Below are 23,145 nucleotides of genomic sequence, written 5' to 3' on the forward strand. Positions count from 1 at the left end.
TTGAAGCATGAGTCTCTACACAACTTCAATAGGCTAATGCGTAGCAGCTGTCGAGCCTTGGCGAGGCTGCGTTTGCGGTGTGTCAGGCATAACGCAAACGCAGCCTCGCTTGCGCTCGTCAGCTGCTACAAGGCTAGAAAATGAAAAGCAAAACCATCCGCCGCTGGTCCTTCATCCACACCTGGACCAGCCTGATCTGCACGGTGTTCCTGCTGCTGCTCGCCCTCACCGGCCTGCCGCTGGTGTTTCACCACGAGATCGACCACCTGCTGGGCAACGAGCCCGATCTGGCGCAGATGCCTGCCGATACGCCACAGCTCGACCTTGAGCAACTGGTGAGCAAGGCTAAGACCCATCGCCCGGGCGAGGCCATGCAATACCTGGCGTGGGATGAAGACGACAAGAACGGCGTGATCGCGATCATGGCCGCCACAGCGGGCACCGAACCCAACTCATCCCACACCTTCATGCTCGATGCGCGCACTGGCGACGCGGTCGAGATGCCGGCGGCCAATGGCGGCTTCACCCTGTTCCTGCTGCGCCTGCATGTGGATATGTTCGCCGGCCTGCCGGGCAAGTTGCTGCTGGCGTTCATGGGCATTCTGTTTGTGCTCGCGATTGTCTCGGGCACGGTGCTGTACCTGCCATTCATGCGCCGCTTGAAGTTCGCCACGGTGCGCCAGGACAAGTCCAGGCGCCTGCGCTGGCTCGACCTGCATAACCTGATCGGCGTGGTCACCCTGACCTGGGCGCTGGTGGTGGGCGTGACCGGCGTGATCAGCGCCTGTGCCGACTTGATCATCGCCGCCTGGCGCACCGACAGCCTCAGCGCAATGATCGAACCCTACAAAAACGCCCCGCCCCTGACCCAACGCGCCCCCGCGAGCGAGCTGCTGAGCATCGCCGCCAAGGCCGCGCCCGGCATGCAGCCGGACTTTATCGCCTTCCCCGGCACGCGCTTTTCCAGCGAGCACCATTACGCGGTGTTCATGAAGGGCAGCACACACCTGACCTCGCACCTGCTCACGCCGGTCCTGATCGACGCCGGCACCCTGGCCGTCACCGCCATCGCCGAACGGCCGTGGTACATGGACGCCATGGGCATGTCGCAACCACTGCACTTCGGCGACTACGGCGGCATGCCGATGAAGATCCTCTGGGCGGCGCTGGATGTGCTGACCATCATCGTCCTGGTGAGCGGGATTTACTTGTGGATCGTGCGGCGCAAGGCGGGCAAGGCATGAAGCCAAGGCAGTCGAGTTTCTGGAGGGTATTTGGCATTCCCCTGGGGATTGGCCTGCTCAGCGCCGCCGGGTTGTTTGCGGCGTTGCTGGGGGATGGGCTGTGGGATTCGTTGAGTTGGGTGGGGTTGGGCATCCCCGCGTTGATCGGCGCATGGGCCCTCCTGTAGGAGCCGGCTTGCCGGCGAAAAACCAGAGAGCACCGCGTCAAAGCAGACGCGCTGCGTTATCGTTAACGTTCTTCGCGAGCAAGCTCGCTCCTACAGAGGAAAGCCCATGTCTGCGCCCAGCATGACCTTGTTCCACAACCCCGCGTCACCGTTCGTGCGTAAAGTCCGCGTGCTGCTGGCCGAGACCGGCCAGCAGGACCGCGTCGCCCTGCATGGCTGCATGCCGACCCCGGTCAACCCCGATGCGCAGCTGGTGCAAGACAACCCCGTGGGCAAGATCCCGGCCCTGCGCCTGGCCGACGGCAGCGTGCTGCACGACAGCCGGGTGATCCTCGATTACTTCGACCACCAGCACGTCGGCAACCCGCTGATCCCCCGCGATGGCTCGGCCCGCTGGCGCCGCCTGACCCTGGCTTCGATGGCCGACGGCATCATGGATGCCGCCGTGCTGGTGCGCTACGAGACCGCCCTGCGCCCGGTGGAAAAACACTGGGCGCAGTGGCTCGACGAACAGCGCAACAAGATCCGCCGCGCCCTCGCCGAGCTGGAACAGGACGCCATTGCCGAACTGACCAGCCACTTCGATATCGCTTCGATCAGCGTGGCCTGCGCCCTGGGCTACCTCGACTTTCGTCATCCCGACATGCAATGGCGCTTGGATAACCCCAAGCTTGCCGCCTGGTACCTCGAGGTCAGCCAGCGGCCTTCGATGCAGCAGACCCAGCCGCCGGCCTAGCGGGCCTGTTGTAGTGAGCGGGCTTGCCCCGCGCTGGGTGGCGAAGCCGCCCCAAAACCTGCAATGGCGGTCCATCTGGAGAAACTCATTGCCTGGAATGGGGCCGCTTCGCGCCCCAGCGCGGGGCAAGCCCGCTCACCACAACAGCACTTCGCCACACTGGAAATAGCGCATTGATTTTGCCCACCAACAGCACCCGCGCCTGCTGATCCTCGCGCAACCCGATCATTGCACTGCCTCCAGGTCGAACTGCAGGGGCTCGGCCGCCTTGCGCTTGCCCACGCCGTACCAATCCAGCTTACGCGTCAGCACCATCACCGTCCCCAGCAGCCCGAACAGCAGCAGCGAGCCCATCAGCAGCGCGTAGTCCTCGGCACTCAACAGCCCGTACAGCAAGCCATACAGCGCCGCCAGCCCCGCCGAAAACCCCAGGCCATGGGCAACGCTGCGCAGCACGTGGCACACGTAGAACCCGATCAACAGCACGCAGGCACTCGCCGAAATCAGGTAGGCCAAGGCAAAGCCCAGGTGCTCGGACAACGACAACAACAGCAGGTAGAAGAACGCCAAGGCAACGCCCACCAATGCGTACTGGACGGGGTGCACCGCCAGGCTCTTGAGCACTTCGAACAGGAAGAAACCGGCAAAGGTCAGGGCGATAAACAGCAGCGCGTATTTGATCGCGCGGTCGCTCTTGAGGTACTGGTCCACCGGATCGATGAAGTTCACGCCGAAGCTGCGGTTGTTGAAGTCGTTGCAGCCCTGGCCGTCCAGGCACGTTTGCAGGGCCTGTTCGAGGTTGGTGGAAAAGAATGAGGTCTGCCAGTTGGCCGTGAAGCCGTTGTCAGTCACTTCGCGCTGGGCCGGCAGGAAGTTGCCGATAAAACTGGGGTGCGGCCAGTTGGAGGCCAGGGACACCTGACTGGTCTTGCCCACCGGCACCACTTGCAGTTGCTCGGTGCCTTGCAGGCGCAGGTCGAAGGCGAAGTCCACTACAGCCGGTTTCTTGCTGTCCTGCTCCGGCAATGCCACATGCACGCCCTCCCCCAGCCAGTCCACTTGGGAGCCCGGCTCGAACTCCAGGCGCTGGCTGCCCAGCTCCAGCTTCAGCGCATTTTCGATGCCGCGAATATCGCTTATCCCCACCGCCAGAAACGCCGGTTCGAAGCGGTAATCGGCAAAGTCTTCGGTGATGCCCAACTGTGCCGGCAGCTCGAAACGCCCACTGATACGGTTGTCGGCATGGAACAGCCGCGCCTGGTAAATCCCCCGTGCGCGCAGTTCGGTCTGCACCTTGCCGTCGAGCTCAAAACGGTCCGGCAGGAAATACAGGCGCCCCCGCTCTTCACGGGTGACCTCGTAGCGCTTGTTGAGCTTTTCATTGAGCTTCCACTCGCGCACGGTCTTGCGATACGGCACCACCATCACCGGGCCGGTGAGGCGCTGGGCGTAGCTGGAACTTCGGGCGATGTCCATCAGGACGCCGTCGCGCAGTTGCTGGCGGTCACTGATGATGCCGTTGATCATCAGCAATGGAATCAGCAACAGCAGGATCAGCAGCGCAATCGCGCCAAGTTTGAAAAGCAGGCTGCGGTTCATGGGTCTCTCCCTGTTTTGATGGGGAGAGTCTGGACAGCCTGTGTGGGGGATTTATGTGGGCAATGTGGAGACTGTGTGGAGATGCAGCACCACGTGCACACCGCCCGGCACATTGCCGATCTGCAAGGTGCCGCCGTGCAGCTTCATGACTTCCTCGACAAAGTTGAGGCCCAGGCCGGTGCTCTTGCGTCCGCTTACGGGACGCGGCAAGGAATAGAAGCGCTCGCTGAGGCGCGGCAGGGCATAGTCGGGGATAGGCGCGGCCTGATTGAACAGGCTCACCTGCACGTCGTTGTGCAGCGTCTGTGCGCTGAATCTCAACACGCCACCGGGCGGTGTGAAGTCCAGCGCGTTGTCCAGCAAGTTGCCCAGTGCCTGGCGCAACAGGAAGGGCTCGCCAAACACCTTCACATCCGCCGCAATCCCTTGCTCGACGTGCAGCCCGGCGCCTTCGATTCGCGCACATTGGGCGTTGAGTACGTCGTCGACCAAGGCCGCCAGCGGGATACTCGCCTGCGCCTCCAACCCCTGGCGTTGCTCCACCTGCGCCAGGTTCAGCAGACGTTCGATCAACTGCTGCAGGCGCGCGCTTTCGCTGTCGATATTGCCGACGAAGCGCTGCTGCTGTTCGCGGCTCATCTCGCCCTGCAACAGCTCGGCCGCGCCGCGAATCGCCGCCAGCGGGCTTTTCAATTCATGGGTCAGGGTGTGCACGTAATGTTCGACGTAGGCCTTGCCCTCCAGTTGCGTGCGCATGTGCTCAACGGCGGTGGACAGCTGCTTCAGCTCGCCGCCGCGATAATGCGGCAGCTCTGCCCTTCGGCCTTCACTGACGGCTTCGGCGTAAGCGGTCAGGCGACGCAGTGCAACGCTCAGCCACCACGACAACAGCGCGCCGAGCAACAGGCCGAGGATGACCAGGCCCGCGCCGTACCACAGCAGGCGGCGCTCAGTGCGGTCGACATACGGCTGCAACGAGCTGTTGGGCTTGGCCACGGTGACCACGCCGATGATCTGCCCGTTATCGCGAATCGGTGCGCCGACGTGCATCACCGATGAGGTGGGGTCATCCGCTGCGCTACGGGTGGAGCGCGCGCCGTATTCGCCGCGCAGGGTCAGGTAGACGTCGTTCCACTTCGAGTAGTCCTGGCCCACGGCTTCGCCCGTGGAGTCGAGCAGCACGGTGCCTTTGGCGTCGGTCACGTAGATACGGTGGTTGACCTGGTTTTTCGCCAGCCCCCAGATGGTCGCGCCGGGCTGGCGGTTGCCATAGGCCTTGAGTAATTCGGGCCAGTGGCTCTGGCCGAGGGTGCCGTGCTTCACGTCATCGCGCAGGATTTCGGCCAGCAGGTTGGCGGTGTCCACCAGGGTTTCTTCAGTGGACTGGCGCACGCCGGGGCGGATTTCCTTCATCACCGTGCTGAGCACGAAGTAACCGGTGAGGCCGATAAACAGCGCATACACCAGGAAAATCCGCAGCCCCAGGCGCATCAGCTGTTGCTCGGGCTGTAGCTGTAGCCGAGGCCGCGATGGGTCTGGATCGGCTCGGCATCGGCGGCCACGCTGCGTAACTTGCTGCGCAGGCTCTTGATGTGGCTGTCGATATTGCGCTCGTAACCGGCGTCGGCCGCCACGCCCACCGCGTCCAGCAACTGCTCGCGGCTGAACACCCGCTCGGGTTGCTCCAGCAGGCTTTGCAGCAGGCGGAATTCATGCCGGGTCAGGCTCAGGGGTTGGCCGCGATAGCTGATTTGCATGCGCTCCAGATCGACCTGGAACAGCGCCGGCGCCACACCAGGGCCGACGCGCTTGAGGATCGCCCGCACCCGCGCCGCCACTTCCCGTGGGCTGAACGGCTTGACCACATAATCGTCGGCGCCGATCTCCAGCCCCACCACGCGGTCGATCTCGCCATCCCGCGCGCTGAGGAACATCACCGGCACTTCACTGAAACGGCGCAATTGCTTGCAGGTTTCAAAACCGCTGATGTCCGGCAGGCCGATGTCGAGGATGATCAGGTCGGCGGGGGTCTGGCGCTGATGGGCCAACGCCTCCTGGCCGAGGCTCAGCCAGGTGGTGGTAAAGCCCTCGCCTTGCAGGGCGAATATCAGCGTGTCGGCTATCGCCGCTTCGTCTTCGACAATCAGGATGTGGGGCATGGGTTCAAATCAGCAGTCCGGTTTGTCGGCAGTGTAGCGACGGGCCGGGTTTACTGCTGCGCCAAATTCACGCAAGGCCTTGGCGCCGATCAGCAACGGGTAATTGAAGCTGCTGCGGTCGGTGAGGTTGACCTCGACGGTACGCTTGACGTTGCCCAGGCACATTTCCAGGTCGATCACCGGGCGCTTGGTCACAGAGGCTTCGTCTTTTTCGTCGTCTTCGTCGGCGCGGCTCTTGATCTTGCTGATGCGCGAGACCTTGTGCTCGTAGACCTTGTTGGTAGCGTCCTTGCCGCCGAGGCGGAAGCGCACCCAGTCGTCACCGTCACGGGTGAAGGTCTCGATGTCACGGGCCGACAGCGAGGCGGTCAGCGCGCCGGTGTCCATTTTGGCCTTGAAGGTTTCGCCGATCTCCGGCAACTGGATGTATTCGTAGCGACCGTAAAGGGTCGGCTCGGCGGCCATGACAGGCAGGGCAACCAGGGCGAGGGAGGCAAGAAGCAGTTTCACGAAGTGATTTCCTCGGAAAGAAGTAGGCGGATTCTAGACCGCAAAGACAGCACTTAGTTAGTCACGCCCACCATAACTGGCACATTGTGAAACATTCGTACGGCCATTTGCGATTTGGCCTCTAGACTCAGCTTGCTTATGATGGCCCGCCCACAAGATTCCAAGAGTTACTTATGCGCCGCCTGCTCACCGGCTGTTTGGTTTCACTGCTGCTGTTGCTCAACACCCTGGTCTTGATCGGGCCGCTGCTGGTGTTTGCCCTGCTCAAACTGGTGGCGCCCGGGCGCTATCGGGACTACGCCTCATGGGCGGTGATGTGGATTGCCGAGACCTGGGCCGAGATCGACAAGCTTATTTTCGCCTTGTGCATCCCCACCCAATGGGACATTCGCGGCGGCGACGAGCTGCGCGGCGACACCAGCTACCTGGTGATCAGCAACCACCAATCCTGGGTGGACATCCCGGCGCTGATCCAGGCTCTCAACCGCCGCACACCGTTCTTCAAATTCTTCCTGAAAAAAGAACTGATCTGGGTGCCCTTCCTGGGCCTGGCCTGGTGGGCACTGGATTACCCATTCATGAAACGCTACACCAAGGTGTTCCTGGCCAAACACCCGGAGCTGGCAGGGCAGGATTTAAAGATCACCAAGGAGGCGTGCGAGCTGTTCAAGCGCCAGCCGGTGACCGTGGTCAATTACCTCGAAGGCACGCGGTTCAGCGAGGCCAAGCGCAAGCAGCAGGCTTCGCCATTCACTCACTTGCTCAAGCCCAAGGCGGGCGGCGTGGCGTTTGTGCTGGCGGCAATGGGCGAACAGCTGGACGCCGTGCTCGACGTGACCGTGGTCTATCCGCAGCAAAAGATTCCGGGGTTCTGGGATTTGATCAGCGGCGCGGTGCCCAAGGTGATCATCGACATCCAGACCCGTGAGCTGGACCCGGCGTTGTGGCAGGGGGATTACGAGAATGATCCGGCGTTTCGCCAGACCGTCCAGAACTGGGTCAACCAGCTCTGGACGCAGAAGGATGCGCGCATCGAACAACTGCGCGCGGAGCGTATTTAGCTACCGGTGCCCCAGGCCTGGGCCAGTTTACCCAGCAGCGAGCTGTTGGCGCCCTGCCCGCCCAGGTATTGCAGGATCACCGGAGCAAACTGGCTGACCATCCCGCTGTCCATGCCCAGTGCGCTGAACGCGGTGTTCAGGTCGCTGGTGTTCTTCACGTTACCCAGCAGGCCGTCCAGGCCGCTGGTCTTGCTGCCGCCGGCCTGGCCGAGCATCCCGCTCAAGGCCCCGAGGCTGCCCAATGCATTGTTACCCGACAGTTGGTCGAGGCCCGGCACGCTGTTGCCCAGCTGCGAATAGTCGTTGCCGCTGAGTTTGTTCTTGGCCAGGCCCAGCATCGCGCCGGTACCGCCGACGGCCTGCTCGGGAGTGATGTTCAGTTGCGAGGTCAGGGCGCTGAGCAGGCCGGCCGTCTCGGACGACGGTGCAGCAGCTGCGGCCTTGTTGTTGCCCCCTTGCATGCCGGAAATGGCATTGGCCGCGTCGCCAAGGCTGAACCCTGCGGCAAACACCGGGGTGGCGGCCAGGCTCATCAGGCAGGAAAAGGCGAAACCGCGTGAAATCTTCATCGAGACAACCTCTGGGTGTAGGGGGTGAAAGCAGGCGTTTGACTGGGTATCCGGCGCATTGTTCCGGGCGGCCCAGGAACCCAATGGCCAGGTCAGAGTCCATGAAACAACGTCAAAAACTTGCCAGGAAACAGCCCTATGAGCGCGACCCGTCCCCAAGTGATTGAGCCCAAGCCCCCCTTCTGGAGCCGCCCCCGTCTGTTTATCGGTGTGTGCGTGGCCATAGTCGCCGGCCTCGGCGGCGCGTTTTACACCCAGGACAACGTCAAGTCCGCCGCCACCCTGATCACCACCACCCAACAGCCGGCGGCGCAGATCATGGCGCACAAGGATTACCTGGAAGTGCAACCCATCGCCATCACCGCACCCGCGCCGGACCAGAGCCTGGAACTGTGGGCGATACCCGACGGCGGCAAGCCCGTGTCACTTGGACTGATACCAAAGGATGGCGAGGGCATCATCGGCTTGAACCCGAGGCAGCAGGCTTCGATCAGCAAACCGGTGGAATTGATGGTGAGTGCGGAGAGCAAAGGCGGCTCAGTGAGCAAGCAACCGACGGGACCGACCGTCTATCAGGGGGCTTTGGCCAACCGCTGATGTTCCAAACACCACAACCCACTGTGGGAGGGGGCTTGCTCCCGATGGCGTTGAGTCAGCCAGCAAATAGGTAACTGACTGAACGCTATCGGGAGCAAGCCCCCTCCCACATTTGGGTTTTCGTATGCCTGAGATTTACGCCGCACTAAACAACTTATGCGGATCAATCACAAACTTCTTCGGCACGCCCGCATCGAACTCGCCATACCCACGTGGCGCGTCATCCAGGCTGATCACCTGCACGCCCACGATTTCAGCAATGTTGATACGGTCCCACATGATCGCCTGCATCAGTTGGCGGTTGTACTTCATCACCGGCGTTTGCCCAGTGTGGAAGCTGTGGGATTTTGCCCAGCCCAGGCCGAAGCGGATGCTCAGGCTGCCCATTTTCGCGGCGGCATCCACAGCACCTGGATCTTCGGTGACGTACAAGCCAGGGATACCGATCTTGCCCGCCACGCGCACCACGCCCATCAGTGAGTTGAGCACTGTGGCCGGGGCTTCGGCCTTGACGCCGTCGTGGCCGTGGCCGCGGGCTTCAAAGCCTACGCAGTCGACGGCGCTGTCCACTTCGGGCTCGCCGAGCAGCGCGGCGATTTGTTCGTGCAGGGGGGTGTCGGTGGACAGGTCGGCAATTTCAAAACCCTGGGCCTTGGCGTGGGCCAGGCGGATCGGGTTGACGTCGCCGATGATCACCACCGCAGCGCCGAGCAGGCGTGCAGACGCCGCCGCCGCCAGGCCGACAGGACCTGCACCGGCGATGTAGACGGTGCTGCCAGGGCCAACGCCGGCAGTGACGGCGCCGTGGTAGCCGGTCGGGAGAATGTCGGAGAGGCAGGTCAGGTCACGGATTTTCTCCATGGCCTTGTCACGGTCCGGCAGTTTCAGCAGGTTGAAGTCGGCGTACGGCACCAGCACGTACTCGGCCTGGCCGCCGGTCCAGTCGCCCATGTCGACGTAGCCGTAGGCACCACCGGCACGCGCAGGGTTGACGGTCAGGCACACGCCGGTGTGTTGCTCTTTGCACGAGCGGCAGCGCCCGCAGGCGACGTTGAAGGGTACGGAAACCAGGTCGCCGATCTTCAGGTTTTCGACGTCGCTGCCCTTCTCGATCACTTCACCGGTGATCTCGTGACCGAGCACCAGTCCGGTCTGGGCAGTAGTGCGGCCGCGCACCATGTGTTGGTCGGAGCCGCAGATGTTGGTGGAGACCACGCGCAGGATGACGCCGTGCTCAATCTTCCTGCCACGGGGATCCTGCATTTTAGGATAGTCGATTTTCTGTACTTCGACCTTGCCGTTGCCGAGATACACGACACCACGATTACCAGACATGCTTTCACCTCGCTGTTGTTTTTATGGAACTGCGTTGCCCTCTTGGGTGGGCAGCGCGTTGAGTGCTCGGGTACAGATGCTGTTGCTTGTGTTGTTTGTCAGGGCCTCATCGGGGGCAAGCCCCTCCCACACTTGATTGGGTTCACACAGTCAAAATGTGGGAGGGGCGGTGCGACGATTCGACTTGCTCCCGATGGCGGCAGTCAGAGCACCACAGTCCTATTGGCGTTCAAAAACACCCGTCGCTCAATGTGATACCCAACGGCCCGGGCCAAGGTCAACCCTTCGATGTCCCGCCCCTTCGCAATCAAATCCTCAGGATAGTGACTGTGATCCACCACCTCCACACCTTGGGCGATGATCGGGCCTTCGTCCAGGTCGTTGTTGATGTAATGCGCCGTGGCACCGACCAGTTTCACCCCCTTGTTGTACGCCTGGTGATACGGCTTGGCGCCCTTGAACCCCGGCAGCAACGAGTGGTGGATATTGATGGCCTTGCCGTCCAGCTTGCGGCACAGCTCCGGCGACAGCACTTGCATGTAACGCGCAAGGATCACCAGTTCGGCGCCGGTGTCTTCCACCACTTGCCACACCTGACGCTCCTGGGACGGTTTGTCGTTAGGGTCGAGGGGGAAATGGTAGTAGGGAATTTGATGCCAGTCGGCCAAAGGTTTGAGATCGGGATGGTTGGACACCACCGCGACCACGTCCATCGACAGTTGCCCGATACGCTGGCGGTACAGCAGGTCGTTGAGGCAGTGATCGGCCTTGGAGACCATGATCACCACTTTTGGCCGGTAGTTCGGCGCCGTCAGCTCGAAGATCATGCCAAAGGCTTCACCCCGCGAGGCCAGGCCATCGCGGAACGCCTGCTCATCGAAGCCATCCGGCTGACGGAATTCCACGCGAATAAAAAACCGGCCCGAGAGGCGGTCATCGAACGAATGGTGCTCGGTGACGTAACAGCCCTGCTCGAACAGGTAGCGGGTAACCGCGTCCACCGTGCCGAGCACGCTGGGGCAGTCGGCGGTCAAAATCCATGTATCGGGTGCGCGGCTCATTACAGTTAACTCCTCATACAGCGATGCTGCTTACTGTAGGAGCGAGCTTGCTCGCGAAAAATCCAAGGGCGCCGCGTTCATTCAGGATGCGCGCGTTATCGTTGACGTTTTTCGCGAGCAAGCTCGCTCCTACAGGGTCATATCAGGCTTGAACGCTCAGGCCAAATTCGGCCGAGGCGTCCTGCAACCACAACCACCAGTAATCCGAGAAGCTGCGACGAATCACCAGCTCCCAGGTGTCTTCAGCGGTATGGCGAATCACCAGCTGCGACTTGGCGAACACCGTGCCCACCGCCTTGCCCACCGGGAAGTTGTTGGGGTGCACGTCATAGCTGGTGGACTTCATCAGCACATCGCGCACGTTCGGGCCGCTGAGTTCGAGGATCTGCTGGCCGCCGCTGACGTTGACGACTTGGATATGCAGGTCACCCAGGGCGGCGCGCAGGTTTTGTTCGGCGGCGAATTCCTCACCGCCTGGCACGATCAGCAACCACTCATCCGGGCCGAGCCATTGCAGGCTGGTTTCACCTTTGACGATGACCTGCAGGGCGCCAGGCAGTTCGATGCCCAGGGCCTTGTGCACACCGGCGGCGAAGGCCGCGTCATGGCCGTCGCCACGGATCGTGAGATGACCAAGCAATTTCTTTTCGCGCACGGTCACGCCGGCGTTCTTGCGGCCCTTGCCGACCAGGCTGGCGAGGTCGGCATGGTGCAGCGACGACTCGGCCTTGGCACCGGAGGTGGGGCGTTGCTGGTAAACATTGGCTGCTGTCATGGAGCACCTTTCCTGAATTCTGTTGTGAGGCTGATGGCCTCATCGGGAGCAAGCCCCCTCCCACATTTGAAAGTATTCACACATCAAAATGTGGGAGGGGCGGTGCGACGATTCGACTTGCTCCCGATGGCCGCGCCGCGGTCTATCAGATGTTCTGCCGATCACCCTTAGGATCAAAGAACACCGAAGACACAATCTCCGCCTCGATCACGCTGCCATCCGCCTGGGGCGAGAACACCCGCTCACCGATGCGCTTCAAGCCACCCTTGACCACGCCCATGGCAAACGAATAACCCAGGGAGTTGTGCGCGTAGCTGGAGGTGACGTGACCGACCATCTTCATCGGGATCGTCTGCTTCGGATCGAACACCAGTTGCGCGCCTTCCGGCAGCCACACGTTCGGGTCGATCGGCTTCAAGCCCACCAGTTGCTTGCGCTCTTCACGCACACAGTCTTCCCGGTTCATGCCGCGCCAGCCGATCCACGAGAACGGCTTGGTGCGACCGACACACCAGCCCATGTTCAGGTCGTCCGGGGTCATCGAGCCGTCAGTGTCCTGGCCGACGATGATGAAGCCCTTCTCGGCCCGCAGTACGTGCATGGTTTCGGTGCCGTACGGGGTCAGGTTGTACTTCTTGCCGGCCGCGACGATCTGTTCCAGCACGCCCATGGCGTAGTCGGCCTGCACGTTGACTTCGTACGACAGCTCACCGGTAAACGAGATACGGAACACCCGCGCCGGTACGCCACCCACCAGGCCTTCTTTCCAGGTCATGAACGGGAAGCCGTCCTTGTCCAGGTCGATGTCGGTGACTTCCGCCAGCAGCTTGCGGCTGTTGGGGCCGGACAGGGTCATGGTCGCCCAATGGTCGGTGACCGAGGTGAAGTACACCTTGAGGTCCGGCCATTCGGTCTGTTGGTAGATTTCCAGCCACTGCAGCACACGGGCGGCGCCGCCGGTGGTGGTGGTCATCAGGAAGTGGTTGTCGGCGAGGCAGGCGGTAACGCCGTCGTCGAAGACCATGCCGTCTTCCTTGCACATCAGGCCGTAGCGCGCCTTGCCCACGTCGAGCTTGGTCCAGGCGTTGGTGTAGATGCGGTTGAGGAACTCACGGGCATCCGGGCCCTGGATATCGATCTTGCCGAGGGTGGACGCATCCAGCAGGCCGACGCTGTCGCGCACGGCCAGGCATTCGCGTTTTACCGCAGCGTGCAGGTCTTCACCGTTGCGTGGGAAGTACCATGGGCGTTTCCATTGGCCGACGTCTTCGAACTCGGCGCCGTTTTGCACGTGCCAGGCTTGCAGGGCGGTGTAGCGCACCGGCTCGAAGATGTGCCCACAGTGCCGGCCCGCCACCGCGCCGAAGGTCACCGGCGTGTAGTTGGGGCGGAACATGGTGGTGCCCATCTGCGGGATGGTCACGTTCAGCGAGCGCGCGGCAATCGCCAGGCCGTTGACGTTACCGAGCTTGCCCTGGTCGGTGCCGAAGCCCAGCGCGGTGTAGCGCTTGACGTGTTCCACCGACTCGAAACCTTCGCGGGTGGCCAGTTCGATGGCAGCGGCGGTGACGTCGTTTTGCAGGTCGACAAATTGCTTCGGCGCCCGTGCGGTCGCTTTCTCGTGAGGCACCTGGAACAGCGCCAGGGTCGGCTCTTCCAGACGGCTCAAGGCTTTTGGCAGCGTACCTTCCACCGGGGCAAAACCGGCGTCGCTGGCGGCGCGCACGCCGCCTTCAAAACCATCGGCCAGGGAATCGCCAAGGCCGTAGACGCCGTTGATGCCACCGACGCACACACGTTTCTGCGGGGCTTCGCCCGGTACAAAGCCGAGGATGTCTTCGCGCCAGGTCGGCTTGCCGCCCAGGTGCGAGGCCAGGTGGACCACCGGGCTGTAGCCGCCGGAGCTGGCCACCAGGTCGCAGTCCAGCCATTCGCCGGGGCTGGTGACTTTGTGCGCCTTGACGTCGATCGCGGCGATACGCGCAGCGGTCACGCGCTTGGTGCCACGGGCCTCGATCACGGCGCTGCCGGTGAGGATCCGAATACCTTTGGCGCGGGCTTCTTCAACCAGTGCACCGCGTGGGTTGTGGCGCACATCGGCCACTGCCACCACTTGCAGGCCCGCATCCAGCCAGTCCAATGCAACGCGGTAGGCGTGGTCGTTGTTGGTCGACAGCACCAGTTTCTTGCCCGGTGCCACGCCGTAGCGGCGCACGTAGGTGGACACCGCACCGGCCAGCATGTTGCCCGGCACGTCGTTGTTGCCGTACACCAGCGGACGCTCGCACGCACCGGTGGCCAGCACCACGCGCTTGGCACGTACACGGTGGATACGCTGGCGCACCACGCCAATCGGCGCACGGTCACCGAGGTGGTCGGTAAGGCGCTCGTGGATGGTCAGGAAGTTATGGTCGTGGTAGCCGTTGACGGTGGCGCGGGGCAGCAGCACCACGTCCGGCAGGGCTTTCAGTTCGGCGATGACACTGGCGACCCACTCGGTGGCCGGCTTGCCGTCGAGGCTTTCGCGGGAGTCGAGCAGCGAACCACCGAACTCTTCCTGCTCATCGGCAATGATCACCCGCGCACCACTGCGTGCTGCAGCCAGTGCAGCGGCGAGGCCGGCAGGGCCGGCGCCGACCACCAGCACGTCGCAATGACGGTTGAAGTTGTCGTAGGTGTCCGGATCGTTCTCGGTCGGCGAGCGCCCCAGGCCGGCGGCCTTGCGGATGTACTTCTCGTAGGTCATCCAGAACGATTGCGGGTACATGAAGGTTTTGTAGTAGAAGCCCGGCGGCATCAGCTTGCCGCCGACCTTGCCGAGGATGCCCATCATGTCGTTGTTGACGCTCGGCCAGCCGTTGGTGCTGGTGGCGACCAGGCCCTGGTACAGCGCCTGTTGCGTGGCGCGCACGTTAGGGATTTGCGTGGCTTCGGTAGCGCCGATCTGCAGCACGGCGTTCGGCTCTTCGGCACCGGCGGCAAAGATGCCCCGCGGGCGCGAGTACTTGAAGCTGCGGCCGATGATATCGACGCCGTTGGCCAGCAAAGCAGCGGCCAGGGTGTCGCCCTCGAAGCCTTTGTAGCTCTGGCCATTGAAACTGAAGGTCAGGACTTTGTTACGGTCGATCCGGCCACCGTTGGACAGGCGATTGATCTGGCTCATACCTTCTCTCCAGAGGCCTTGGCGGTGAACTGAGGCTTCTCACCGATCTTGTAGGTTTCAAGAATTTCGTAGGTCACGGTGTCGCGGGTCGCGTTGAAGTACTGGCGGCAACCGGCGGCGTGAATCCACAGTTCGTGGTGCAGGCCACGGGGGTTATCGCGGAAGAACATGTAGTCGCCCCACTGCTCGTCGGTGCAGGCATTCGGGTCCAGCGGGCGCGGGATGTGCGCTTGGCCGGACGCGTGGAATTCCTCTTCGGAGCGCAGTTCGCCACAGTGAGGACAGAAGATATGCAACATAGGGAATTTCTCCTGTTAGTGGGCGACGGCCGCAGCGCCGTGTTCGTCGATCAACGCACCGTTGTGGAAACGGTCGATGGAGAAAGGCGCCGCCAATGGGTGCATTTCACCCTTCGCGAGGCTGGCGGCAAATACGTTGCCTGAGCCCGGCGTGGCCTTGAAGCCACCGGTGCCCCAACCGCAGTTGAAGAACATGTTCGGTACCGGGGTCTTGGAGATGATCGGGCACGCATCCGGCGTGGTGTCGACGATGCCGCCCCACTGACGGTTCATGCGCACCCGCGACAGCACCGGGAACATCTCGACGATGGCCTGGATGGTGTGTTCGATCACCGGGTACGAGCCGCGCTGGCCGTAGCCGTTGTAGCCGTCGATACCGGCGCCGATCACCAGGTCGCCCTTGTCGGACTGGCTGATGTAGCCGTGCACGGCGTTGGACATGATCACGCTGTCGATAATTGGTTTGATCGGCTCCGACACCAACGCTTGCAGCGGGTGGGATTCGATCGGCAGGCGGAAGCCCGCCAGCGAGGCCATGTGCCCGGAGTTACCGGCGGTCACCACGCCGACGCGCTTGGCGCCGATAAAGCCCTTGTTGGTTTCCACACCGATGCACACGCCGTTTTCCTTGCGGAAGCCGATCACTTCGGTCTGCTGGATCAGGTCCACGCCGAGTGCGTCGGCGGCGCGGGCAAAGCCCCAGGCCACGGCATCGTGACGAGCCACGCCGCCGCGACGTTGCACGGTGGCACCGAGTACCGGGTAACGGGTGTTTTTCGAGCAATCCAGATACGGAATCTCGTCGGCCACTTGCTTGGCATTCAGCAGCTCGCCATCCACGCCATTCAGGCGGTTGGCGCTGACGCGACGCTCGGAATCACGGATGTCCTGCAGGGTGTGGCACAGGTTGTAGACGCCACGTTGGGAGAACATCACGTTGTAGTTCAGGTCCTGGGACAGGCCTTCCCACAATTTCATCGCGTGTTCGTACAGGTGCGCCGACTCGTCCCACAGGTAGTTGGAACGCACGATGGTGGTGTTGCGCGCTGTGTTACCGCCGCCCAACCAGCCTTTCTCGACCACGGCCACGTTGGTGATGCCGTGCTCTTTCGCCAGGTAGTAAGCCGTCGCCAGACCATGCCCGCCGCCGCCGACGATGACCACGTCGTAGACCTTTTTCGGGGTCGGCGTGCGCCACATCTTCTGCCAGTTTTCGTGGTGGCTGAGGGAGTGCTTGAAGAGGCCGAAGCCCGAGTAGCGTTGCATAGTCATTACTCCAAAACCGCGCTCAGCGATAAACCGGGAAATCAGCGCACAGGGCAGACACGTGCTTGGCCACGTTGGCCTCGACGTCGGCGTCGCCGAGGTTGTCGAGGATGTCGCAGATCCAGCCAGCCAGCTCGATGCACTGCGGCACCTTGAAACCGCGCGTGGTCACCGCCGGGGTGCCGATGCGCAGGCCCGAGGTCACGAACGGCGACTGCGGGTCATTCGGCACGGCGTTCTTGTTGACGGTGATGTGGGCGCGACCGAGGGCGGCATCCGCCTCTTTGCCGGTGAGGCCCTGACGGATCAGGCTGACCAGGAACAGGTGGTTATCGGTGCCGCCGGACACTACATCGTAGCCGCGTTTGATAAACACGCTGGCCATGGCCTGGGCGTTATCGATCACTTGCTGCTGGTAGGCCTTGAAACCGGGCTCCAGCGCTTCCTTGAAGCACACCGCTTTGCCGGCGATGACGTGCATCAGCGGGCCGCCCTGGGCGCCAGGGAAGACGGCGGCGTTGAGTTTCTTTTCAATCTCTTCGTTGGCCTTGGCCAGAATCAGACCGCCACGGGGACCGCGCAGGGTCTTGTGGGTGGTGGTGGTGACCACATCGGCGTACGGCAGCGGGTTCGGGTACAGGCCGGCGGCGACCAGGCCGGCGACGTGGGCCATGTCGACGAACAGCAGCGCGCCTACTTTGTCAGCGATAGCGCGGAAGCGTGGGAAATCCAGGGTCTTGGAGTAGGCGGAGAAACCGGCCACGACCATTTTCGGCTTGTGCTCCACCGCCAGGCGCTCGACTTCGTCGTAGTCGATCAGGCCGGTGTCGGTGTTGATGCCGTACTGCACCGCGTTGTACAGCTTGCCCGAGGACGACACCTTGGCACCGTGGGTCAAGTGACCGCCGTGGGCCAGGCTCATGCCCAGGATGGTGTCGCCCGCATTGATCAGCGCCAGGTACACAGCGCTGTTGGCGGACGAACCGGAGTGTGGCTGTACGTTGGCGTAATCGGCGCCGAACAGCTGCTTGGCGCGTTCGATGGCCAGGGCTTCGACCTTGTCCACGTGCTCGCAGCCACCGTAGTAGCGCTTGCCCGGGTAGCCTTCGGCGTATTTGTTGGTGAGGCCGCTGCCCTGGGCCTGCATCACACGCTTGCTGGTGTAGTTCTCCGACGCGATCAGCTCGATATGATCTTCCTGACGCTGCTCCTCGGCGTTCATGGCCGCCAGCAGTGCGTCGTCATATCCCTGGATCTGGTCTTGTTTGCTGAACATCGCGTCTCTCCCAGCCTTTCGTATTGTTGAGGCCCGTGCAGGGCCCTTTGATGCGATGGTAGGGCTGGCGCAGACAGGCCAAATGCCTGCGCACGCCACGCAAAGGTGCGTTTACGACATTAGAGGAGCGCCACGAAATAAATGTGGAATAGGGCTTGTGTGGGAGGGGGCTTGCTCCCGATAGCGGTGGGTCAGCTTGCCTATGCAGTGGCTGACACTCAGCATCGGGAGCAAGCCCCCTCCCACAGGGGTCAGGCGATGATCTGACGGACCAGTAGCAGCAGGAGGAAATGCACTGGATATAAGGCATACGCCCAGCGGCGCATAGGCGGTGGCGAGACATTTTTGGCATGTCGCAATAAGACCAAGCCCGCCAACGGCGCGATCAGACACGCGACCAATCCCAGGAGCGCCACTGGCGTGGCGCTATTGAGCAGGATCTGCCATTGGTTGGCGGCCACGCAGACCCATCCTGGCAACACACTGAAGTACCAAGGCCGACGAAACACCAGCAACATCGCCAGTGGCAGCAACACACCAAAGAAACCGAACATTAAGTGCGACGAAAATACCGCCGCTATCGTGACGGCGATCAACGCCAATCCTCGATCAAAAAACGCCTTCTGCTGCCATCCTCGGGCAACCAGCAGCCCCAACGCCAAGGTGGGCAGCACGTTCAACGTATCGGCGTCCTCGATAAACAGCCGATACGGCACTTCGCTGATCACGCTGAACAGCAGCAGCCAGCCCAGGTAGCGCCACTGGCCGGTCACCGGCGCATTTCGGGCCCGGTGCAGGTTCGCCGCAATCGCCAGGCAAAACCACGGAAACGCCAGGCGCCCCGGCACATACAGGCCATCGAGGCTCAGACCGACATAACGCAGGTGGTCCAGCACCATGCTCAGCAGCGCCAGCCACTTGAGCAAATCCAAAGCGCTATCACGGACGCGTCCGACAGGCATCGTTTCAGAACCGTGCATAATTCCCCAGTGACTTTGCATTTACAGTGCGTGCGCAGCGCCAACCATCTTGGTTACAGTGCGCACCAACATCGACCACAGGAATGGGCCATGACCGACAAGAGCCAACAATTCGCCAGTGACAACTATTCGGGCATTTGCCCCGAAGCCTGGGCCGCCATGGAACAAGCCAACCAGGGTCATCAACGTGCCTACGGTGATGATGAATGGACCCACCGCGCCGCCGACGGTTTCCGCAACCTGTTCGAAACCGACTGCGAAGTGTTCTTCGCCTTCAACGGTACGGCCGCCAACTCCCTGGCGCTGTCCTCCTTGTGCCAGAGCTACCATAGCGTGATTTGCTCGGAAACCGCCCACGTCGAAACCGACGAATGCGGCGCGCCGGAGTTTTTCTCAAACGGCTCCAAGCTGCTCACAGCCCGCACCGAAAACGGCAAGCTGACCCCGGAATCGATCCGCGAGATCGCCCTCAAGCGCCAGGACATCCACTACCCCAAACCCCGCGTAGTGACCCTGACCCAGGCCACCGAAGTCGGCAGCGTCTACACCCCGGAAGAAATCCGCGCCATCAGTGCTACCTGCAAGGAACTGGGGCTGAACCTGCACATGGACGGCGCACGCTTTTCCAACGCCTGTGCTTTCCTCGGCTGCTCACCCGCCGACCTGACCTGGAAAGCCGGAGTGGACGTGTTGTGCTTTGGCGGCACCAAGAACGGCATGGCCGTGGGTGAAGCCATCCTGTTCTTCAACCACAAACTGGCGGAAGACTTCGACTACCGCTGCAAACAGGCCGGCCAGCTGGCCTCGAAAATGCGCTTCCTGTCCGCCCCTTGGGTGGGACTGCTGGAAAACGACGCCTGGCTCAAACATGCGCGCCACGCCAACCACTGCGCGCAATTGCTCAGTAGCCTGGTGGCGGATATTCCCGGTGTGGAGTTGATGTTCCCGGTGCAGGCCAACGGTGTGTTCCTGCAACTGTCGGAACCGGCGATTGCCGCGCTGACGGCCAAGGGCTGGCGCTTCTATACCTTCATCGGCAAAGGCGGTGCGCGGTTCATGTGCGCGTGGGATACCGACGAAGAGCGAGTAAGAGAATTGGCCGCAGACATCCGCGAAGTCATGGGCGCCTGACAATGACTCACTGATGTGCATAAAACAAATGTGGGAGGGAGCAAGCCCCCTCCCACATTTGGATTGTGTTGTGCCTGCTCGAGCAATCAGAACTCGATGCGCACATCGCCCTTCGGTACGCTGCAGCACGACAGGATGTAGCCTTCGGCTTCGTCTTCCTCGGTAATCCCGCCGTTGTGGTCCATCTCCACCTCACCGCCCAGCTTCATCACCTTGCACGTCCCGCAAATCCCCATGCCGCAGGCCTTTGGAATCAACAGACCAAGCTTGGCCGCCGCTGCGTGGACGGTCTCGCCAGGGGCGACGCGAATGCTCTTGCCCGAGGCGATGAACTCCACCTGATGCAGATCCGCCAGGTCGATTTCCGGGGCATCCGCCGCTTGCTCGGCCTGCTCCACCGCGTCGGCGCGGGCTTCCGGCGGCGTAGCGCCGAAGGATTCCTCGTGGTAGCGCGCCATGTCGAAACCGGCGACTTCCAACAGGCGTTTCACCGCATTCATGTAGGGCGTCGGGCCGCAGCAGAACACTTCGCGCTCAAGGAAGTCGGGCACCATCAGTTCGAGCATCTTGTGGTTCAAGTAACCGCGATACCCAGCCCACGGCTCGCCCAGGCCATGCTTTTCGCAGATCAGGTGCAGGCTGAAGTTGTCGATCCGCGACGCCATATGCTCCAGCTCGCGGTGGTAGATGATGTCCTTGGGCGAGCGGGCACTGTGGATAAACGTCATGTCGACGTTGGCGTTGGTGTCGTAGAACCAGCGCGCCATGGACATCACCGGCGTGATCCCCACGCCGCCACTGAGGTACAGCACTTTCGGGCTGGGGAAGTCGATGGCATTGAACAACCCGACCGGCCCGTGCACCGCCAATTCCTGGCCTTCATGCAGGGTGTCGTGCAGCCAGTTGGACACCTTGCCGCCCGGCACACGCTTGATGGTCACCGAGAAGCTGTAGGGCACCGACGGCGAACTGGAAATGGTGTACGAGCGCATGATCGGCTGACCCTCGATCTCCAGCTCCAGGGTGACGAACTGCCCCGGCTTGAAAAAGAACAGGATCGGCTGGTCGGCCATAAAGCAGAAGGTGCGCACATCCCAGGTTTCCTGGATGACTTTGACGCAACGGACGATGTGCCGACCATTGGCCCAGGTCTGGGTGGTTACCGGATTCAGGAAATTATTGGACATGTTGTTCTCCACCGCCGACGTCGGCCTTATGGTGGCGATTCTGCGTAACGCGGGAACCGCCCATTTACCTATCTGCGACATTCACATACTTATCGCGACCAGCCCCCATGCCACGGGGGTTGCGCGTCGGGAACAGAGTGGGCCATGTCGCTCATGGATAAGGTTCGGCGCATCAGCAGCCCCACACTCGCTCCCAACAACGACGTTTTCTTTACGCCTTGCTGCAAACCTGATCAGCCACTATTCGTCGGCCACACAGAATGGCCTTGAGGACACACACGATGGACGTCACCGCAACCTTAAGCTTGGGCGATCCGCTGGAACCCGCACGCAAGGCCACCGCGCAAATGCTGCAAGAGCGCGAGCGCACGTTTTCGCTGCCGCAGCCGTTCTACTCTGATGAGCGGCTGTTTGATATCGATATGCAGGAGATCTTCCAGAAAGAGTGGTTGATCGCCGGCATGACCTGCGAAATTCCCGCCAAGGGCAACTACCTGACCCTGCAAATCGGCAAGAACCCGATCATCGTGATCCGTGGCGCCGAAGGCGTGGTGCATGCGTTCCACAACGTCTGCCGCCACCGGGGTTCGCGCCTGTGCACCAGCGACAAAGGCAAAGTCGCCAAGCTCGTGTGCCACTACCACCAGTGGACCTACGAGCTGGACGGGCGCCTGCTGTTCGCGGGCACCGAGATGGGTGCCGACTTCGACATGAAGCAGTACGGCCTCAAGCCTGTGAACGTGAAGACCGCCGGTGGCTACATCTTCATCAGCCTGGCCGAAAACCCGCCGGCCATCGATGACTTCCTGTCGACGCTGAACCATTACATGGAACCGTACGACATGGAAAACACCAAGGTGGCGATCCAGACCACCTTGTTCGAGAAGGCCAACTGGAAACTGGTGCTGGAAAACAACCGCGAGTGCTACCACTGCAACGCGTCGCACCCCGAACTGTTGAAAACCCTGCTGGAATGGGACGACGTCACCGACCCACGCGCCGACCAGGCGTTCAAGGACCACGTAGCCGCCTCTGCAGCCGCCTGGGACGCCGAGAAGATCCCTTACGCCCACGCCAGCTTCGGCCTGCGTAACCGCATCGTGCGCATGCCGCTGCTCAAGGGCACCGTGTCGATGACCCTGGACGGCAAGCAGGGCTGCGCCAAGCTGATGGGCCGCATCAAGAACCCCGACCTGGGCTCGATGCGCATCCTGCACCTGCCGCACTCGTGGAACCACTGCATGGGCGACCACATCATCGTGTTCACCGTGTGGCCGATCAGTGCCCAGGAAACCATGGTCACCACCAAGTGGATCGTGCACAAGGACGCCGTTGAAGGCGTGGACTACGACGTGGAGCGCATGCGCCAGGTGTGGGACGCCACCAACGACCAGGACCGTCGCCTGGCCGAAGAGAACCAGCGCGGGATCAACTCCACCGCCTACCAGCCTGGCCCGTACTCCAAGACCTATGAGTTCGGCGTGGTGAACTTCGTGGACTGGTACAGCGAGCGCATGTTGAACAACCTCGGCGCAGCCCCGGCGCCTTACCTCAAGGGTGTGGCTGCACACGAATAACCGATACCCACAACTCAAAACTGTGGGAGGGGGCTTAAGGCTTTTTGTAGGAGCGAGCTTGCTCGCGAAAAACTCACAAGCGCCGCGTTCATTCAGGAAGCACGCGTTATCGTTGACGTTTTTCGCGAGCAAGCTCGCTCCTACAAGAAGCGATGTACGCGACCGGCATTAGGGCCCCCTCCCACATTTGAACCTCACACTGCTTAATATTTGATCAACTCTCTCGCAGACCACTGGCAGCCTGCCCTCCAGCCTTTACCCAACAACTTATCCACAAAGCCACCCACAGCAATTGTGGGCAACTGCGCTATCCAACCAAAATTAATTGAAGAAAATCCGTGACTTATTCAAGTTTACGGTTCCAACGGCACACTGATCATTTATTGATCAAAACCCTACAAGCTACGTAGAACGTGACCTGTAGCGGTACGCAAACACCTTATCCACAGAACC

The 23,145-nt window shown here is 61.8% G+C and carries 22 protein-coding genes; 7 read left to right on the forward strand and 15 right to left on the reverse strand.

Annotated elements, in window-relative coordinates; all coding sequences use genetic code 11:
• The first annotated feature begins 140 nt into the window (after positions 1-140).
• The 3 genes from V3W40_RS12230 (at position 141) to V3W40_RS12240 (ending at position 2,147) form a co-directional block, all read left to right on the forward strand.
• A complete protein-coding gene (locus tag V3W40_RS12230) occupies positions 141-1,244 on the forward strand; it encodes a PepSY-associated TM helix domain-containing protein (RefSeq protein WP_330215090.1) in 1,104 nt (367 codons plus the stop codon).
• Complete coding sequence (locus tag V3W40_RS12235; protein WP_137212390.1) at positions 1,241-1,411, forward strand: DUF4175 domain-containing protein; 171 nt, start codon at positions 1,241-1,243, stop codon at positions 1,409-1,411. Before V3W40_RS12230 ends, V3W40_RS12235 begins: the two co-directional genes overlap by 4 nt.
• Positions 1,412-1,517: 106 nt before the next feature.
• The gene (locus V3W40_RS12240; RefSeq protein WP_065947477.1) at positions 1,518-2,147 is read left to right on the forward strand and encodes a glutathione S-transferase; all 630 of its coding nucleotides are present in this window, start codon (positions 1,518-1,520) and stop codon (positions 2,145-2,147) included.
• Between the two features lie 85 nt (positions 2,148-2,232).
• On the opposite strand, the gene V3W40_RS12245 is transcribed toward V3W40_RS12240, so the two are convergent.
• Genes V3W40_RS12245 through rloA2 form a run of 5 tightly spaced genes read right to left on the reverse strand, consistent with a single transcriptional unit; the run spans position 2,233 to position 6,415 of the window.
• Positions 2,233-2,376, reverse strand: coding sequence for a hypothetical protein (locus V3W40_RS12245; protein WP_159440258.1), 144 nt, complete (start codon positions 2,374-2,376; stop codon positions 2,233-2,235).
• Positions 2,373-3,746, reverse strand: a complete 1,374-nt coding sequence (gene creD, locus V3W40_RS12250) for a cell envelope integrity protein CreD (RefSeq protein WP_065925432.1) — start codon at positions 3,744-3,746, stop codon at positions 2,373-2,375. The genes V3W40_RS12245 and creD overlap by 4 nt, the downstream gene beginning before the upstream one ends.
• A gap of 51 nt (positions 3,747-3,797) precedes the next feature.
• A complete protein-coding gene (gene creC, locus V3W40_RS12255; RefSeq protein ID WP_065947478.1) occupies positions 3,798-5,237 on the reverse strand; it encodes a two-component system sensor histidine kinase CreC in 1,440 nt (479 codons plus the stop codon).
• The gene (gene creB / locus V3W40_RS12260) at positions 5,237-5,905 is read right to left on the reverse strand and encodes a two-component system response regulator CreB (RefSeq protein ID WP_027605971.1); all 669 of its coding nucleotides are present in this window, start codon (positions 5,903-5,905) and stop codon (positions 5,237-5,239) included. The genes creC and creB overlap by 1 nt, the downstream gene beginning before the upstream one ends.
• A 9-nt stretch (positions 5,906-5,914) precedes the next feature.
• Positions 5,915-6,415, reverse strand: a complete 501-nt coding sequence (gene rloA2, locus V3W40_RS12265; RefSeq protein WP_065925434.1) for a retropepsin-like aspartic peptidase RloA2 — start codon at positions 6,413-6,415, stop codon at positions 5,915-5,917.
• 173 nt (positions 6,416-6,588) lie between these two features.
• On the opposite strand from rloA2, the gene V3W40_RS12270 reads away from it, so the two are divergent.
• Complete coding sequence (locus tag V3W40_RS12270; protein WP_065925435.1) at positions 6,589-7,476, forward strand: acyltransferase; 888 nt, start codon at positions 6,589-6,591, stop codon at positions 7,474-7,476.
• Here the strand turns inward: V3W40_RS12270 and V3W40_RS12275 are convergent.
• Complete coding sequence (locus V3W40_RS12275; RefSeq protein WP_074847782.1) at positions 7,473-8,045, reverse strand: DUF2780 domain-containing protein; 573 nt, start codon at positions 8,043-8,045, stop codon at positions 7,473-7,475. The genes V3W40_RS12270 and V3W40_RS12275 overlap by 4 nt on opposite strands.
• 138 nt (positions 8,046-8,183) lie before the next feature.
• On the opposite strand from V3W40_RS12275, the gene V3W40_RS12280 reads away from it, so the two are divergent.
• Positions 8,184-8,642: an anti-sigma factor gene (locus V3W40_RS12280; RefSeq protein WP_065925437.1), complete on the forward strand. Its 459-nt coding sequence runs from the start codon at positions 8,184-8,186 to the stop codon at positions 8,640-8,642.
• A 135-nt stretch (positions 8,643-8,777) separates the two neighbouring features.
• Here V3W40_RS12280 and fdhA read toward each other — a convergent pair whose 3' ends face one another.
• The 8 genes from fdhA to V3W40_RS12320 form a co-directional block, all read right to left on the reverse strand.
• On the reverse strand, positions 8,778-9,977 hold the full coding sequence (gene fdhA / locus V3W40_RS12285) for a formaldehyde dehydrogenase, glutathione-independent (RefSeq protein ID WP_330215091.1): 1,200 nt from the start codon (positions 9,975-9,977) through the stop codon (positions 8,778-8,780).
• 203 nt (positions 9,978-10,180) lie between these two features.
• Positions 10,181-11,038, reverse strand: coding sequence for a formyltetrahydrofolate deformylase (gene purU / locus V3W40_RS12290; RefSeq protein WP_057702207.1), 858 nt, complete (start codon positions 11,036-11,038; stop codon positions 10,181-10,183).
• Positions 11,039-11,180: 142 nt separating this feature from the next.
• The gene (locus V3W40_RS12295; protein ID WP_027605977.1) at positions 11,181-11,813 is read right to left on the reverse strand and encodes a sarcosine oxidase subunit gamma; all 633 of its coding nucleotides are present in this window, start codon (positions 11,811-11,813) and stop codon (positions 11,181-11,183) included.
• 145 nt (positions 11,814-11,958) lie between these two features.
• Entirely contained in the window at positions 11,959-14,976 is a 3,018-nt protein-coding gene (locus tag V3W40_RS12300) for a sarcosine oxidase subunit alpha (RefSeq protein ID WP_065925439.1), read from the reverse strand.
• Positions 14,973-15,275: a sarcosine oxidase subunit delta gene (locus tag V3W40_RS12305; protein WP_003194855.1), complete on the reverse strand. Its 303-nt coding sequence runs from the start codon at positions 15,273-15,275 to the stop codon at positions 14,973-14,975. Before V3W40_RS12305 ends, V3W40_RS12300 begins: the two co-directional genes overlap by 4 nt.
• Before the next feature lie 15 nt (positions 15,276-15,290).
• Positions 15,291-16,541, reverse strand: a complete 1,251-nt coding sequence (locus V3W40_RS12310) for a sarcosine oxidase subunit beta (RefSeq protein ID WP_010207084.1) — start codon at positions 16,539-16,541, stop codon at positions 15,291-15,293.
• 22 nt (positions 16,542-16,563) lie between these two features.
• The gene (gene glyA, locus V3W40_RS12315; RefSeq protein ID WP_065947481.1) at positions 16,564-17,817 is read right to left on the reverse strand and encodes a serine hydroxymethyltransferase; all 1,254 of its coding nucleotides are present in this window, start codon (positions 17,815-17,817) and stop codon (positions 16,564-16,566) included.
• 251 nt (positions 17,818-18,068) lie between these two features.
• Positions 18,069-18,797, reverse strand: a complete 729-nt coding sequence (locus V3W40_RS12320) for a TraX family protein (protein ID WP_330215092.1) — start codon at positions 18,795-18,797, stop codon at positions 18,069-18,071.
• Between the two features lie 90 nt (positions 18,798-18,887).
• Between V3W40_RS12320 and V3W40_RS12325 the strand changes: the two genes are divergently transcribed.
• Entirely contained in the window at positions 18,888-19,928 is a 1,041-nt protein-coding gene (locus tag V3W40_RS12325) for a threonine aldolase family protein (RefSeq protein WP_027605982.1), read from the forward strand.
• Positions 19,929-20,014: 86 nt separating this feature from the next.
• Here the strand turns inward: V3W40_RS12325 and gbcB are convergent, their stop codons facing one another.
• A complete protein-coding gene (gbcB, locus tag V3W40_RS12330) occupies positions 20,015-21,115 on the reverse strand; it encodes a glycine-betaine demethylase subunit GbcB (RefSeq protein WP_065925442.1) in 1,101 nt (366 codons plus the stop codon).
• Between the two features lie 281 nt (positions 21,116-21,396).
• Here gbcB and gbcA point away from each other — a divergent pair, with 281 nt between their 5' ends.
• Positions 21,397-22,692 (forward strand): glycine-betaine demethylase subunit GbcA, encoded by a 1,296-nt coding sequence (gbcA, locus tag V3W40_RS12335; protein WP_065925443.1) that lies wholly within the window; start codon positions 21,397-21,399, stop codon positions 22,690-22,692.
• Positions 22,693-23,145: the final 453 nt, after the last annotated feature.

The organism is Pseudomonas sp. AM8, from assembly GCF_036346475.1.
GTDB classification, from domain to species: Bacteria; Pseudomonadota; Gammaproteobacteria; order Pseudomonadales; family Pseudomonadaceae; genus Aquipseudomonas; species Aquipseudomonas marginalis.

What these genes read in the sequence shown, in the direction of transcription:
- V3W40_RS12305 (WP_003194855.1), bottom strand. Translation starts at nt 15,275, where the DNA reads ATGTTGCATATCTTCTGTCCTCACTGTGGCGAACTGCGCTCCGAAGAG.
- V3W40_RS12230 (WP_330215090.1), top strand. Translation starts at nt 141, where the DNA reads ATGAAAAGCAAAACCATCCGCCGCTGGTCCTTCATCCACACCTGGACC.
- V3W40_RS12280 (WP_065925437.1), top strand. Translation starts at nt 8,184, where the DNA reads ATGAGCGCGACCCGTCCCCAAGTGATTGAGCCCAAGCCCCCCTTCTGG.
- V3W40_RS12310 (WP_010207084.1), bottom strand. Translation starts at nt 16,541, where the DNA reads ATGCAACGCTACTCGGGCTTCGGCCTCTTCAAGCACTCCCTCAGCCAC.
- gbcB (WP_065925442.1), bottom strand. Translation starts at nt 21,115, where the DNA reads ATGTCCAATAATTTCCTGAATCCGGTAACCACCCAGACCTGGGCCAAT.
- creC (WP_065947478.1), bottom strand. Translation starts at nt 5,237, where the DNA reads ATGCGCCTGGGGCTGCGGATTTTCCTGGTGTATGCGCTGTTTATCGGC.
- V3W40_RS12295 (WP_027605977.1), bottom strand. Translation starts at nt 11,813, where the DNA reads ATGACAGCAGCCAATGTTTACCAGCAACGCCCCACCTCCGGTGCCAAG.
- V3W40_RS12275 (WP_074847782.1), bottom strand. Translation starts at nt 8,045, where the DNA reads ATGAAGATTTCACGCGGTTTCGCCTTTTCCTGCCTGATGAGCCTGGCC.
- creD (WP_065925432.1), bottom strand. Translation starts at nt 3,746, where the DNA reads ATGAACCGCAGCCTGCTTTTCAAACTTGGCGCGATTGCGCTGCTGATC.
- V3W40_RS12235 (WP_137212390.1), top strand. Translation starts at nt 1,241, where the DNA reads ATGAAGCCAAGGCAGTCGAGTTTCTGGAGGGTATTTGGCATTCCCCTG.
- creB (WP_027605971.1), bottom strand. Translation starts at nt 5,905, where the DNA reads ATGCCCCACATCCTGATTGTCGAAGACGAAGCGGCGATAGCCGACACG.
- V3W40_RS12270 (WP_065925435.1), top strand. Translation starts at nt 6,589, where the DNA reads ATGCGCCGCCTGCTCACCGGCTGTTTGGTTTCACTGCTGCTGTTGCTC.
- V3W40_RS12320 (WP_330215092.1), bottom strand. Translation starts at nt 18,797, where the DNA reads ATGCACGGTTCTGAAACGATGCCTGTCGGACGCGTCCGTGATAGCGCT.
- V3W40_RS12300 (WP_065925439.1), bottom strand. Translation starts at nt 14,976, where the DNA reads ATGAGCCAGATCAATCGCCTGTCCAACGGTGGCCGGATCGACCGTAAC.
- V3W40_RS12325 (WP_027605982.1), top strand. Translation starts at nt 18,888, where the DNA reads ATGACCGACAAGAGCCAACAATTCGCCAGTGACAACTATTCGGGCATT.
- V3W40_RS12240 (WP_065947477.1), top strand. Translation starts at nt 1,518, where the DNA reads ATGTCTGCGCCCAGCATGACCTTGTTCCACAACCCCGCGTCACCGTTC.
- gbcA (WP_065925443.1), top strand. Translation starts at nt 21,397, where the DNA reads ATGGACGTCACCGCAACCTTAAGCTTGGGCGATCCGCTGGAACCCGCA.
- V3W40_RS12245 (WP_159440258.1), bottom strand. Translation starts at nt 2,376, where the DNA reads ATGATCGGGTTGCGCGAGGATCAGCAGGCGCGGGTGCTGTTGGTGGGC.
- purU (WP_057702207.1), bottom strand. Translation starts at nt 11,038, where the DNA reads ATGAGCCGCGCACCCGATACATGGATTTTGACCGCCGACTGCCCCAGC.
- glyA (WP_065947481.1), bottom strand. Translation starts at nt 17,817, where the DNA reads ATGTTCAGCAAACAAGACCAGATCCAGGGATATGACGACGCACTGCTG.
- fdhA (WP_330215091.1), bottom strand. Translation starts at nt 9,977, where the DNA reads ATGTCTGGTAATCGTGGTGTCGTGTATCTCGGCAACGGCAAGGTCGAA.